We start from the raw sequence: 13,128 nt of genomic DNA, 5'->3' as shown, positions 1-13,128 counted from the left end.
CCCGCACTCCCGCGCCGAGCGGGAGGGCGGGGCGGCGGCCTGTCCACTGCTCGCGGCTACTCGCCGGCCCGGGTCTCCGTGGCGCCCAGGTCTACTCGCCGGCCCGTGCCTACTCGCCGGGCGTGCCTACTTGGCGCCCTTGTCGTTGAACATGGGGTCGCGGCGGCGCGGCCAGATCCCGCCGTACCAGAGGATGATCACACCGGTCACCAGGGCGCCCGCGCCGGTCGCCACCCGCGCCCAGATCATGGCCGAGTCCGCGCCGGTGTGCGGCAGCCGGGTCGGCTTGTGGCTGGGCGTCGCGCCCGCGCAGTTCGCCTTGACGGCCTTCTGCTTGACCAGCCGGTGCGCGGAGTCGTTCACCACGACCAGCGTCCGCCGGTCCTCGCGCAGCCGCAGGGTGCTGGTGCGGGTCGCGCCCGGCCCGACCTTGGCCGTCACCGGCGTGGAGTTGTCGTCGCGCTCGACCGAGTAGCTCTGCTCCCGCGTGCTCTCGTTGCGGACCGTCACGTCCACCGTGCGGCCGGGGCAGTCCACCGAGCCGAACGTGACCACCAGCGGCTCCGCGCCGGCCGGGGAGGACGGCGTGGACCCCGGCTTGGTCCCGTGCGTCGGCGACGACTTGCCCTTGCCCGGCGTGCCCGAGCCGCTGTCGGACGCCGTCGGTGTGGGGACGGAGCTGGAGTTGGAGACGGGCCTGTTGGAGGCGTTCGCGCCGCCCGACCCCCACTTCATCAGCTCCGGCACGGCGATGAGCGCCGCTATGACGAAGAAGACGGCGGCTATGACGACCCTCGGCAACTGCATCGTGACCTCCGGCCCGGCGGCCCTACGGGACCGCGCCCCGCGCACGGCCGTAATCTAGAGCATGCATAAACCATGACCCATTTTTCTTCATATCCCCTCGGCCGGGCCCTGTAACGGGGCAACCGGTGGGGGGATGTGCCGCCGGGGGCCGCGGCGACGCATGATGGTGCCATGGAAGACGGCATCACGGTGGGGACCCTGCTGGTGGCGACCCCCCAGCTCGACGACCCGAACTTCCGCCGCACGGTCGTGCTGGTCGTCGAGCACGACGACGGCGGAGGCGACGGCGGGACGCTCGGCGTCGTCCTCAACCGGCCGACCGAGGTGCCGGTCGACCGGGTGCTGCCGCCCTGGGCCGAGCTGGTGACCGTCCCCTCGGTGGTGTTCCAGGGCGGTCCGGTGGCACTGGACAACGCGCTGGCCCTGGCCCGGCTGCCCGGTGAGGAGGAGCCGCTCGGCTGGCGACCCCTCGACGGCGACCCCTCGGTGGCCAGAGTCGGCCTCGTCGACCTGGACGCCCCGCCGGCGCTGCTCGCGCCCGAGCTGCTCCAGCTCCGCGTCTTCGCCGGGTACGCCGGCTGGGGCGCGGGCCAGCTGCTCGGCGAGATCGAGGACGGCGCCTGGTACCTGGTCGCGGCCGAGGCGGGCGACGTGTTCGCGGCCGAGCCGGAGCGGCTCTGGCAGCAGGTGCTGCGCCGCCAGGCGGGCGACCTGGCGTTCGTGTCGACCTTTCCCGACGACCCCACCCTGAACTGACGGCTAAGGTGAAAGACGTGAGCACGAAGATCCTTCCCGAGAGCGACGTACGGCCGGACCTGTCGCACGGTGACGGCGACCACGAGCGGTTCGCGCACTACGTCAAGAAGGCCAAGATCACCGAGAGCGCCGTCACCGGCACGCCGGTGATCGCGCTGTGCGGCAAGGTCTGGGTGCCGAACCGCGACCCCAAGAAGTACCCGGTGTGCCCGGAGTGCAAGGAGATCTACGAGTCGATGAAGCCCGGCGGCGACAAGGGCGGCGACAAGTAGCCCCCGGCGGGTGAGCGGAGCCTCCGCGCGTATCTCCCCGTGATCCCCCGGCCGGTCGTGCGACGATCGGCCGGGGGATCACGACGTCTGCGGTTCGGGGGATGAGTCATGGGGCGGGGTTTCGCACTGTCGGTGTGCGCACTGTCGGTCACGTTCGGTACGGTCGCGAGCGCGAAGGGTGAACCTTCGTGGCCGGACATGTCGGCGGGTTCCGCCGCGCGTGCGCGGGCCGCGGCGGGTGGGGGAGGCGCCGTCCGTCCGGCGGACGCCGCGTCCTCGGGCGCAGGCGTCCGGACCGACTGCGTTCGACCGGCGCGCGGCGGGGTAACGGGTCCGGGGGCCGCGCGGGCCGGAGGGGCCGCAGGGGCGGCTCTGGACGGCTTGGCCGGCGCGGCCCGCAGGACGCGGGGCGAGGACGGGGAGACGGTGGGGAGAGCGCGTGTCGAGGCGATGGAGAGGGATCTGCGTGCCCGGCTGGTGGCGCGGTACGGGACGTCCGACCTCGGGGCGGTCGACCGGGCGGAGCGGCGCGCGGGCCCGCTCCGGGTGCCGGTGCGCTTCCACGTGATCACCGACGGGACCGAGGGCGCGCTGCCGGACGCGGTGGCGGGGCGGCAGGTCGACGCCCTCAACGTCGCCTACGGCGGACGGCGCGGCGGCGCGGACACGAGGGTCGCCTTCCACCTGGCCGGGATCGACCGCACGAACAACCCGACCTGGTTCCGCGAGCCCAAGCAGCAGCAGCGGCAGCTCAAGCGGGCCCTGCGCCGGGGCGGACCCGGCGTCCTCAACCTGTACACGGCCGCCGTCGGCTCGGACGTGCTCGGGTTCTCGACGTTCCCGGAGGCGTACCGGAAGGAGCCGGTGCTGGACGGCGTGGTCGTGGACTACCGCAGCGTCCCCGGCGGGACCTTCCACCCCTACGACCTGGGGTTCACGGCCGTCCACGAGATCGGGCACTGGCTCGGGCTCTACCACACGTTCGAGAACGGCTGCACGCCCCCGGGCGACCAGGTGGACGACACCCCGTACGAGGCGTCCGCCACCAACGGCTGCCCTATGAGGAAGGACACCTGTCCACAACCCGGAGACGATCCTGTCCACAACTTCATGGACTATGCCCCGGACGCCTGCATGCGGGAGTTCACCGCAGGTCAGGGGCGTCGCGTGCGGGCTCTGTGGGCGGCCTACCGGGGGCGCGCGGCCGGGTCCGGCAGGGGCCGCGCGGCACGATCTGTCGGTCGGGATCGGTAGCCTTCGATGACCGTGAGCACCTTCGCCGCATCGAGCATGCCCCCCGCGTTCCCCGAACGGGCCGCGTGGGGGACCGCGTCGTCCCTGCGCGCCTGGCAGCAGCAGGCCCTCGAGGTCTACTTCGGCTCGGACGGAACGCAGCCCGGTCCGCGCGACTTCCTGACCGTCGCCACGCCCGGCGCCGGTAAGACGACCTTCGCGCTCCGCCTGGCCCGCGAGCTGCTCGACCGCCGTCTCGTCCAGGCCGTCACCGTCATCTGCCCCACCGAGCACCTGAAGCGGCAGTGGGCCGAGTCCGCCGCCCGCGTCGGGATCAAGATCGACCCCGAGTTCCAGAACGGGCAGGGCGCGGTCGGCCGCGAGTTCCACGGCATCGCCGTGACCTACGCGACGGTCGCGGCCCGGCCGGCGCTGCACCGCAACCGCACCGAGATGAAGAAGACCCTGGTGATCTTCGACGAGGTGCACCACGCGGGCGACGGCCTGTCCTGGGGCGACGCGGTGCGCGAGGCGTTCGAGCCCGCGACGCGCCGGCTGTGCCTGTCCGGCACGCCGTTCCGCACCGACATCAACCCGATCCCGTTCGTCCAGTACGAGGAGGGGCCGGACGGCATCCGGCGCAGCCGCGCCGACTACACCTACGGCTACGGCCCGGCGCTCGCCGACGGAGTGGTCCGCCCGGTGATCTTCCTGGCGTACTCCGGCGAGATGCGCTGGCGCACCCGCGCGGGCGACGAGCTGGCCGCGACGCTCGGCGAGCCCCTCACGCAGGACCAGATGTCCCAGGCGTGGCGGGCGGCGCTCGACCCCAAGGGCGACTGGATGAAGCACGTCCTGGCGGCGGCCGACAAGCGGCTGACCGAGCTGCGCCGCGCCATCCCGGACGCGGGCGGCCTGGTCATCGCGACCGACCACGAGGCGGCCCGGGCCTACGCCCGCACGCTGCGCGATGTGTCCGGGCAGGGCGCGACGATCGTGCTGTCGGACGACCCGACCGCGTCCAAGAAGATCAAGGCGTTCGCCGACACCGAGGACCGCTGGATGGTCGCGGTCCGGATGGTGTCCGAGGGCGTCGACATCCCGCGGCTGGCGGTCGGCGTGTACGCCACCTCCACCAGCACGCCGCTGTTCTTCGCCCAGGCCATCGGCCGTTTCGTCCGGGCCCGCAAGCGCGGTGAGACCGCGTCGGTGTTCCTGCCGTCGGTGCCGACGCTGATGGGGCACGCGGCCGAGATGGAGGCCGAGCGCGACCACGTCCTCGACCGGCCGGTCCGCGAGGACGGCTTGGACGACGACCTGCTCGCCGAGGCCAACCGCGAGCGCAAGACCCCCGACGTCGTCGGCGACGAGCTGCCGTTCGAAACGGTCGAGGCGTCGGCGACCTTCGACCGGGTGCTGTACGACGGCGGCGAGTTCGGCATGCAGGCGCAGCCGGGCTCGGCCGAGGAGGAGGAGTTCCTCGGCATCCCGGGGCTGCTGGAGCCCGAGCAGGTGACCCAGCTCCTGCGCAAGCGGCAGGCGGAGCAGATCAAGAACGAGCGGAGCCGCAAGACCGGCGACCCGCGCGCCGACCGCACCGCCGCCGAGGACCTGCACGCCCTGCGCAAGGAGCTGAACGGCCTGGTCGGCGCCTGGAGCCACCGCACCGGCCAGCCGCACGCCGTGATCCACTCGGAGCTGCGCCGCACCTGCGGCGGTCCCGTCCTCGCCCAGGCGAGCGCCGAGGACGTCCGCAAGCGCATCGACAAGATCCGCGACTGGGCCGCCCGCCGCCGCCACTGAGTCCCGGCCCGGCCCGGCCCGGCCCGGCCCGCCCCGTCGGACGGCGGCGGACGGTCAGGGCAGGACGGCGCCGGACGGTCAGGGCAGGACGGTCAGGGCAGGACGGCGGCGGCGATCAGGGCGGCCAGGTCCGCGGCGGGCCTGGTGACGGGGAGGACGAGGATGTGCTCGTCGGGACCGGGGCGCTCCAGCACGCGGAACTGGCCGTCCAGCATGGCCGGTCCGAAGAAGTGGTCGCCGCGCCGGGCGATCCGCTCCGCGATGAGCGCCCGGTCGCCGTCGAGGAAGACCGGGAGGACCTCGGGGCGGCCCTCGGTCAGCAGCGTCCGGTAGGAGCGGCGCAGCGCCGAGCAGGTGACCACGGCCGGGCGGCCGGCGGCGCGGTGCTCGTCGATCCAGCCCGCGATGGTCTCCAGCCAGGGCGTCCGGTCGGCGTCGGTGAGCGGGACGCCCGCGCTCATCTTGGCGATGTTGGCGGCCGGGTGGAACTGGTCGGCGTCGGCGAAGTCCCAGCCGAGCAGGTCGCCGAGCAGCCGTCCGACCGTCGTCTTGCCGCTGCCCGCCACACCGGTGACCAGCACGACGGGAGCGGCGGGCAGGGGGCGTGCCCAGGCCGCTCGTGCCTCGTCCGCGGTCACGGGCGAAGGACGGGGTCCCCGGTCAGGTCCACGCCGGCCGACCGCAGTTCGGCGAGGGCGCGGTCGGTCGTCTCCTTGGCGACCCCGGCGGTCAGGCCGAGCAGGACGCGGGTGCGCAGCCCCTCCCGGACGGCGTCCAGCGCGGTCGCCCGGACGCAGTGGTCGGTGGCGATGCCGACCACGTCCACCTCGTCCACACCGCGGTCGCGCAGCCAGTCGCCGAGCGCGACCGCGTCGTCGTTCAGGCCCTCGAAGCCGCTGTAGGCGGCGGCCTCGCGGCCCTTGCTGAACACCGTCTCGATCGGTCCGAGCGCCAGCGCCTCGTGGAAGTCCGCTCCGGCCGTGCCGATCACGCCGTGCGGCGGCCAGGTGTTGACGAAGTCCGGCTCCGGCGAGAAGTGGTCGCCCGGATCGAGGTGGAAGTCGCGGGTGGCGACGATGTGCGCGTACTCGTCGCGGTGCGCGGCGACGTGCGCGGTGATCGCCGCCGCCACGTCCGCGCCGCCCCCGACGGGCAGCGAACCGCCCTCGCAGAAGTCGTTCTGCACATCGATGATGAGCAGTGCTCTGGTCATGTCCGCTCCTCGGTCACGTCCGCTCCTCGCTGTCGGTCCTCTTCGGGGTGTTGCTTACCCAGTCGGCGGCCCGGCCCGCCGTCCACACCGGCGGTCCGGTGCGCCGTCCACACCGGCGGTCCGGCCCGCCGCCGGTGTCAGCGGCCCGGTCCGCCGTCGACGAACTCGGTGGGCAGGGCCGGTTCGCCGCGCGAGAGCTGGAGGGCGGTCGCGGGCAGCTCGGCGAGGGCCGCCGCGTGCCGGTCGCGGGCGGCGGCGAGCGGTTCGCGCCCGACGATCTCGCCCTTGGCGACCAGCGGGACCTGGAGCGGCCGGTCGCCGCCGCCGGGCCGCGGCTCCCCGGTGACGACGATCTCGGCGCAGGCGACGCCGTGGCCGTCCAGGCGGCGCATCGCGGTCTTGCGCCCGCCCCGGCTGGGCTTGCCGGTGGACCGCTTGGCGACCGGGCGCATCGGGGCGTCCGCGCCGGGGCCGTCGGCGCGCGCGACGAGCTTGTAGACCAGTGACGCGGTGGGCGCGCCGGACCCGGTGACCAGGGACGTTCCGACGCCGTAGCCGTCCACGGGCGCGGCGGCGAGCGCGGCGATGCCGTACTCGTCCAGGTCGCCGGTGACCATGATGCGGGTGCCGGTCGCGCCCAGCTCGTCCAGCTGCTCCCGGACGCGCCGGGCGACGACGCCGAGGTCGCCGCTGTCGATCCGGACCGCGCCGAGCGACGGCCCGGCCAGCTCCACCGCCGTCCGGACCGCCCGCTCCACGTCGTAGGTGTCCACCAGCAGCGTGGTGCCCTCGCCGAGCGTGTCGAGCTGGGCCTGGAACGCGTGCCGCTCGCCGTCGTGCAGCAGCGTGAAGGCGTGCGCGGCGGTCCCGGCGGTCGGCACGCCGTAGCGGCGGCCCGCCTCCAGGTTCGACGTGGTGGTGAAGCCGGTGACGTAGGCGGCGCGCGCGGCGGCGACGGCGGCGTGCTCGTGCGTGCGCCGCGACCCCATCTCGATCATCGGACGGCCCCCGGCGGCGACCGCCATCCGGGACCCGGCGGACGCGACCGCGCAGTCGTGGTTGAGGATCGACAGGACCACGGTCTCCAGCAGCACCGCCTCCGCGAACGTCCCCTCCACGGTGAGGATCGGGGAGTCCGGGAAGTAGCACTCGCCCTCGGCGTAGCCGTGGATGTCGCCGCTGAACCGGAAGTCGGCCAGCCACTCGGCGGTCGGTTCGTCCACCACGTCCCGCTCGCGCAGGAACGCGAGGGTGTCGGCGTCGAACCGGAACGCCTCCACCGCGTCCAGCACCCGCCCGGTGCCCGCGACCACGCCGTAGCGGCGGCCCGCGGGCAGGTGGCGGGCGAACACCTCGAACACCGCCCGGCGCTCGGCCGTTCCCGACCGGAGCGCGGCGGTGAGCATGGTCAGCTCGTACTGGTCGGTGAGCAACGCGGTCGTGCCGGACGTACCGGTCGTGCCGAAACCTGCATGTTCCACAGCGCAAACCCTACTGAGCGGCGCGAACGGCGTGGCGGCCGGAGGGTCCGACCGTCCGCCCGAGCCGCCCGGAACCCGCGCGTACCCCGCCACCCCGCCACCCCGCCGTCCGCGGCCGGGACGGAGGGGACGGACGGAACGGACGCGGAGGAGGCGACCGCGGGGGCGGAAGGCGACACGGGGGCGTGGTCCCCGCACGGAGGTCGCACGAACTAGCATTCATGGAGAGGGGCGGCCATCTGGACCGGGGGAGAGGAAGACGGCGAGCCATGAGCAGTGCACCCGCACCGGTCGAACTCGACCGGCCGGACATCGCCGAGGACGTGGCGTCGGACCGGCCGTGGCTGGCGATCGTCTGGAACGACCCGATCAACCTCATGTCGTACGTGACGTACGTGTTCCAGGCCGTCTTCGGCTATCCGAAGGCCAAGGCGGAGAAGCTGATGATGGACGTCCACCACAAGGGCCGCGCGGTGGTCGCGAGCGGCACCCGCGAGGAGATGGAGCGGGACGTGGAGGTCCTGCACTCCTACGGCCTGTGGGCCACCGTGAAACGGGACGACTGATGAAGGTGCGCGAGTGAAGGTGCGCGAGTGAAGGTGCGCAAGGGGCGGGAGGGCGCCGTCCGGATCCGGTTCGAGCCGGAGGAGGCCGCGCTCGTCCGCACGCTGACCGAGCAGCTGCTGGACCTGCTCGGCGACCCGCCGGGCGCGGACGACGAGCTGGCCGCCGTGGGGATCACCGACCGGGCCTCGGCGCCCGACGACCCGGTGCTGGCCCGGCTGTTCCCGGACGCCTACCGCGACGACGGCGAGGCCGCCGGGGAGTTCCGCCGCTACACCGAGATGGGCCTGCGGGACGGCAAGCGCGAGGCGGCCGGGATCGTCCTCGCCACCCTCGCCGACGCCTTCGGCGGCGGCCTGCCGGGCGGGGGACGCGCCGAGGGGCGGTCCGGGGGCCGGGGCAGGTCCGGCGAGGTGGAGCTGACCACCGAGCAGGCGCAGGCGTGGCTGCGGTCGCTGAACGACGTCCGGCTGGCGCTCGGCACCCGGCTCGACATCTCCGAGGAGTGGTACGAGGAGGCCGAGCGGCTCGACCCGTCCGATCCGCGGATGCCGATGTACGCCGCCTACGACTGGCTCACGATGCTTCAGGAAAGCCTCGTCCGGGCCGTCTGGTAGGGCTATTTTGGCGGGGTAGGGCGAGCTCGACGGCGGACCCGGTCCCCTTCCCGGCACGCCGCCGCCCCAGTCCCCGGGAGGCCGTGACATGTCCACGCTGGGAGACGACGGCCTGCCGCTGCCGGAGACCGATCCGGACTCGGAGGGCGTGCCCGTCGGCGAGATGCGGTTCGGCGACCACCTGGCGCTGGCGTTCGGCGGCGACGAGGAGCGCTACGCGGTGCTCGCCGCCTACGTCCGGGACGGCCTGCGCCGCGACCACAAGATCATCTACCTGGCCGACCAGGAGGACGCGGACGCCGTCCTGGACCGCCTCGCCGCCGCCCCCGCCTTCACCGGCCTCGGCCTCGACGTGCACGCCGCCGCCGCGGACGGCTCGCTGGCGGCGCGCCCGGTGATCGAGGCGTTCATGGCGTCCGGGCGGTTCGACCCCGACGCCACCGTGGACCTGCTCGGCGCGGAGATCGAGCTGGCGCTCGTCCAGGGGTTCCGGGGCGTCCGGATCACCGGGGAGACGTCGTTCTCGCTGCGCGGCTGGCCCGGCACCGAGCGGTTCCGCGAGTTCGAGCACAAGTGCCGGGGCGCGTTCCGGGCGCCCGGCTCCCGCGCGATGGCGATCTGCCAGTACGACCGCCGCTGGTTCGGCGACGAGCAGCTGCGGCAGCTCCTGGCCTGCCACGACGGCCTGGTCCGGGTGGACGACCTGCACGACGACGGCGTCCTGCGCGTCACCCCGACCTTCACCCCGCCCGGCCTGGCGCTCACCGGCGCGGTCGACGCGTCCACGCTGCCCGCGCTGCGCGAGGCCCTGGCCGTCGCCGCCCGCCGCGACGGCCACCTCTGCCTGGACCTGTCCGGCCTGGCGTTCTGCGACACCGAGGGGCTGCGCGCGATCCTGGAGACCCGCAGCTCGGGCGGCGGGCTGGACCGCCAGGTCGTCCTGCGCTCCGTCCCGCCCTACCTGGCGCTGATGCTGCGCATCGCCGGCTGGGACCGCCTTCCCGGCGTGTTCGTGGAGGAGGCGCCGGCATGACGGGCGGCCCCCGCCGTCCGGTCCCCGCCCCGCACGACGCCCCCGCGTCCCACGACGCCGCAGCTCCCTACGACGCCGCAGCTCCGCACGCCGCCCCCGGACCCCGCCCGGTGCCCTTCCCGGACGACCGCCACCGGCGTCCGTCCCGCGACCGCCTGCGGCACCGGGCGCTGTTCTACGCCACCGACGCCGAGTTCCGCGACGCCGCCACCGCCTACCTGGCCGAAGGCGCCGCAGCCGGGGACGTCCTGGTCGTGATCCTCCCCGAGCCGCGCCGCCGCCTGCTGGTCGCCGCCCTGCTCGCCTCCGCCGCGAGATCCGCGTCCGGTGCCGCCCCGGCTCCCGACCCGGCGTCCGGCCGGCCCGGCGGCGTCCCGGACATCGAGTTCCTGGACGCGGCGGACTGGTACGGCGGTCCGACGAAGGCCCTCGCCTCCTTCCACGAGCGCGGACGCACCGACTGGTGGCGGCGCGGGCGCCTGCGGGTGCTCGCCGAACCGCCCTGGGACTGCCGCAGTCCGCTGGAACTCGTCGAATGGCAGCGGCACGAGGCCCTGCTGAACGTGGTGTTCGACGCCACCTCCACCATCCTGACGTGCGCCTATGACATCCGGGTCGTCCCGGGGGAGGTGCTGGCCGACGCCGCGCGCACCCATCCGGTGTTCGCGGACGCCGAGGGGGAGTGGCGCAACCCCTCCTACGCCGACCCGGCCGCCTTCTACGCCGAGTGCAACCGGAGCCCGCTCGCCCCTCCGCCCCCGTCCGCCGCGCACCGCCGCTTCACCACCGGCCAGCTCCCGGACGTCCGCGACTTCCTGTCCGGGCAGGCCGAACGCCTCGGCCTCCCGCACGACCGGAGGCTGCCGTTCCTGCTGGCCGCCAACGAGGTCGCGACCGCCGTCGTCCGGCACGGCGGCGGCAGCGGCGACCTGTGGGTGTGGGCGACGGCCGACGAGCTGGTCTGCGAGCTGGCCGACCCCGCCGCCCGCGTCGAGGACCGCTTCCTCGGGCACATCCCGCCGCGTCTCGACCGTCCGGCCGAGGCCGCCATGTGGGCCGTCCGGTGCCTGTGCCACATCGTGGAGATCCGCTCCGACGCCCGGTCCGGCACGCGGGTCCGGCTGCACACCCGCCTCGAAGAACCACCCGCCGGGCCGCCCGCGGATCCGCCTTCCGGGCTGCCCACCGCGCCGCCGCCCGTGCCGCAGGGGCGGCGCTGACCTGCGTGGCGAGCGGCGGGTACGCTTCGGCGCATGCTGACGATCGAGCAGGCCCTGGTTGACCGGATCGTCGCGCACGCGCGCGCGGACCACCCGGACGAGGCGTGCGGCGTGGTCGCCGGTCCCGCCGGGTCGGACCGTCCGGTCCGGTTCGTGGCCATGACCAACGCCGAGCGGTCGCCGACGTTCTACCGCTTCGACTCGATGGAGCAGCTCAGGGTGTGGCGCGAGATGGACGACCGGGACGAGGAACCGGTCGTGATCTACCACTCGCACACCGCCACGGAGGCGTACCCCTCGCGCACCGACGTCTCCTACGCGTCCGAGCCGAACGCCCACTACGTGCTGGTGTCCACCAGGGACGCCGACGACGTGGAGTTCCGCTCGTACCGCATCGTGGACGGCGAGGTGACCGAGGAAGAGGTCACCGTGGTCGAGAGCTACTCCCAGGTAAAATGAGTGCCATGTGGACGACGAGCGGACCCCGGAGCGGGGGCGGCGCGGTGTGTCCCGTGCAGAGCTTCCTGTTCGGGCACTCGCGCGCCGAGGTCGTCTACGACTGTCCGCCCTCGCATCTCCTCCCGGTTTGACCCAGCGCCCTCCCGGCCGTCCGCCGTGGAAGGGCTCGCCGTGCACGACATTCAAGGAGATTCGCGATGGCGATCGAGGTTCGGATTCCCACCATTCTGCGCACCCTGACCGACGGCTCGAAGGCCGTCGAGGGCAAGGGCGCCACGCTCGACGAGCTGTTCGCCGACCTGGACACCCGCCACCCCGGCCTGCGGGACCGGCTGGTGGAGGGCGGCAGACTGCGCAAGTTCGTCAACGTCTACCTGAACGACGAGGACGTCCGGTTCCTCGGCGGGCTGGGGACCGAGCTGTCCGACGGCGACAACGTCACCATCCTGCCCGCCGTCGCCGGCGGCTGACCGCGCGTCCGTGCCATGCGCTTCGACTCGCTGCTCGACTCGCTGGGGCACACGCCGCTCGTCGGCCTGCCCCGGCTGTCCCCGTCCCCGGAGGTCCGCCTCTGGGCCAAACTCGAGGACCGCAACCCGACCGGCTCGGTGAAGGACCGTCCCGCCCTGTGGATGATCGCCCAGGCGGAGAAGGACGGCCTGCTCGCGCCGGGGCGCACCATCCTCGAACCGACGTCCGGCAACACCGGCATCTCGCTCGCCATGGCCGCGCGGCTGCGCGGCTACCGGATGGTCTGCGTGATGCCGGAGAACACCTCGGAGGAGCGCCGCCAGATCCTGCGGATGTGGGGCGCGGAGATCATCCCGTCCCCGGCCGCCGGGGGCTCCAACGAGGCCGTCCGGGTGGCCAAGGCCCTCGCCGCCGAGCACCCCGACTGGGTGATGCTCTACCAGTACGGCAACGAGGCCAACGCCCGCGCCCACTACGAGACGACCGGCCCGGAGATCCTCGCCGACCTGCCGTCGGTGACGCACTTCGTGGCCGGGCTCGGCACCACGGGCACGCTCATGGGCGTCGGCCGCTACCTGCGGGAGCACGTGCCCGACGTCAGGATCGTGGCGGCGGAGCCGCGGTACGGCGAGCTCGTCTACGGCCTGCGCAACATCGATGAGGGCTTCGTGCCCGAGCTGTACGACGAGTCCGTCCTGACCACCCGGTTCTCGGTGGGCTCGGCGGACGCGCTGCGCCGCACCCGGGAGCTGCTGGAGCAGGAGGGCATCTTCGCGGGCGTCTCCACCGGCGGGGCCCTGCACGCCGCGCTCGGGATGGCCCGCAAGGCGGTCAAGGCCGGCGAACCGGCCGACATCGTCTTCATCGTCGCCGACGGCGGCTGGAAGTACCTGTCCACCGGCGCCTACGAGGGCACGCTGGAAGAGGCGGAATCCCGGCTGGAAGGCCAGCTCTGGGCGTAAAACCCCAGACCCGGCAGGTAACCGGGCAATCGGGGCGTCCCCGGGGTCGTCGCGGCGGTATTGCCCCGGGAAGCCGTGGAGTTCGGGCGGTCTCCGTGCCGTCCGAACTCCATAATCTCTGGTGGGCGAGCTCGGCGTGACCCGCGCGTCCGGAGGGTCCGGCCCCGGTCCGGACGGCCGCCTCCGGCGCGGGCGGGGCGGGTCCGGACGGCCGGGCGCGGACGGTCGCCGGGGAGC

The 13,128-nt window shown here is 74.0% G+C and carries 15 protein-coding genes; 11 read left to right on the top strand and 4 right to left on the bottom strand.

What is annotated here, in order from left to right; translation table 11 throughout:
• Nucleotides 1-126: 126 nt before the first annotated feature.
• The gene (locus tag DZF91_RS38750) at nt 127-807 is read right to left on the bottom strand and encodes a hypothetical protein (RefSeq protein WP_147340987.1); all 681 of its coding nucleotides are present in this window, start codon (nt 805-807) and stop codon (nt 127-129) included.
• Nucleotides 808-978: 171 nt separating this feature from the next.
• On the opposite strand from DZF91_RS38750, the gene DZF91_RS04195 reads away from it, so the two are divergent.
• From DZF91_RS04195 to DZF91_RS04180, 4 genes are all read left to right on the top strand, one after another.
• Complete coding sequence (locus DZF91_RS04195) at nt 979-1,563, top strand: YqgE/AlgH family protein (protein ID WP_117356175.1); 585 nt, start codon at nt 979-981, stop codon at nt 1,561-1,563.
• Between the two features lie 17 nt (nt 1,564-1,580).
• Complete coding sequence (locus DZF91_RS04190) at nt 1,581-1,835, top strand: DUF3039 domain-containing protein (protein WP_117356174.1); 255 nt, start codon at nt 1,581-1,583, stop codon at nt 1,833-1,835.
• Nucleotides 1,836-2,261: 426 nt separating this feature from the next.
• Nucleotides 2,262-3,089, top strand: a complete 828-nt coding sequence (locus DZF91_RS04185) for a zinc metalloprotease (protein WP_235834071.1) — start codon at nt 2,262-2,264, stop codon at nt 3,087-3,089.
• A 36-nt stretch (nt 3,090-3,125) separates the two neighbouring features.
• The gene (locus DZF91_RS04180) at nt 3,126-4,871 is read left to right on the top strand and encodes a DEAD/DEAH box helicase (RefSeq protein WP_199486399.1); all 1,746 of its coding nucleotides are present in this window, start codon (nt 3,126-3,128) and stop codon (nt 4,869-4,871) included.
• Nucleotides 4,872-4,963: 92 nt separating this feature from the next.
• Here DZF91_RS04180 and DZF91_RS04175 read toward each other — a convergent pair whose 3' ends face one another.
• The 3 genes from DZF91_RS04175 to DZF91_RS04165 all read right to left on the bottom strand — a co-directional run bounded on the left by DZF91_RS04175 (nt 4,964) and on the right by DZF91_RS04165 (nt 7,565).
• The gene (locus DZF91_RS04175; protein ID WP_235834070.1) at nt 4,964-5,509 is read right to left on the bottom strand and encodes a gluconokinase; all 546 of its coding nucleotides are present in this window, start codon (nt 5,507-5,509) and stop codon (nt 4,964-4,966) included.
• Nucleotides 5,506-6,084: an isochorismatase family protein gene (locus DZF91_RS04170; protein ID WP_117356173.1), complete on the bottom strand. Its 579-nt coding sequence runs from the start codon at nt 6,082-6,084 to the stop codon at nt 5,506-5,508. Before DZF91_RS04170 ends, DZF91_RS04175 begins: the two co-directional genes overlap by 4 nt.
• Before the next feature lie 137 nt (nt 6,085-6,221).
• Nucleotides 6,222-7,565 carry a nicotinate phosphoribosyltransferase gene (locus tag DZF91_RS04165; protein ID WP_268915917.1) on the bottom strand — a complete coding sequence of 448 codons (1,344 nt, stop codon included), beginning with the start codon at nt 7,563-7,565 and terminating at the stop codon, nt 6,222-6,224.
• A gap of 269 nt (nt 7,566-7,834) precedes the next feature.
• Between DZF91_RS04165 and clpS the strand changes: the two genes are divergently transcribed.
• From clpS to DZF91_RS04130, 7 genes are all read left to right on the top strand, one after another.
• A complete protein-coding gene (gene clpS, locus DZF91_RS04160) occupies nt 7,835-8,131 on the top strand; it encodes an ATP-dependent Clp protease adapter ClpS (protein ID WP_117356172.1) in 297 nt (98 codons plus the stop codon).
• A gap of 27 nt (nt 8,132-8,158) precedes the next feature.
• Nucleotides 8,159-8,746: a DUF2017 domain-containing protein gene (locus DZF91_RS04155; RefSeq protein ID WP_117356171.1), complete on the top strand. Its 588-nt coding sequence runs from the start codon at nt 8,159-8,161 to the stop codon at nt 8,744-8,746.
• A gap of 88 nt (nt 8,747-8,834) precedes the next feature.
• Nucleotides 8,835-9,779, top strand: coding sequence for an MEDS domain-containing protein (locus DZF91_RS04150; RefSeq protein ID WP_117356170.1), 945 nt, complete (start codon nt 8,835-8,837; stop codon nt 9,777-9,779).
• Entirely contained in the window at nt 9,776-10,999 is a 1,224-nt protein-coding gene (locus tag DZF91_RS04145) for a sensor histidine kinase (protein ID WP_117356169.1), read from the top strand. Before DZF91_RS04150 ends, DZF91_RS04145 begins: the two co-directional genes overlap by 4 nt.
• A gap of 33 nt (nt 11,000-11,032) precedes the next feature.
• Nucleotides 11,033-11,458, top strand: a complete 426-nt coding sequence (locus DZF91_RS04140; RefSeq protein ID WP_117356168.1) for a Mov34/MPN/PAD-1 family protein — start codon at nt 11,033-11,035, stop codon at nt 11,456-11,458.
• Nucleotides 11,459-11,655: 197 nt separating this feature from the next.
• Nucleotides 11,656-11,928: a MoaD family protein gene (locus DZF91_RS04135; protein WP_117356167.1), complete on the top strand. Its 273-nt coding sequence runs from the start codon at nt 11,656-11,658 to the stop codon at nt 11,926-11,928.
• A 15-nt stretch (nt 11,929-11,943) separates the two neighbouring features.
• Nucleotides 11,944-12,891, top strand: coding sequence for a PLP-dependent cysteine synthase family protein (locus DZF91_RS04130; protein ID WP_117356166.1), 948 nt, complete (start codon nt 11,944-11,946; stop codon nt 12,889-12,891).
• Nucleotides 12,892-13,128 lie beyond the last annotated feature (237 nt).

The organism is Actinomadura logoneensis (assembly GCF_003428695.1).
Taxonomy (GTDB): Bacteria; Actinomycetota; Actinomycetes; order Streptosporangiales; family Streptosporangiaceae; genus Spirillospora; species Spirillospora logoneensis.
This window is presented reverse-complemented; position numbering and strand designations above follow the sequence as displayed.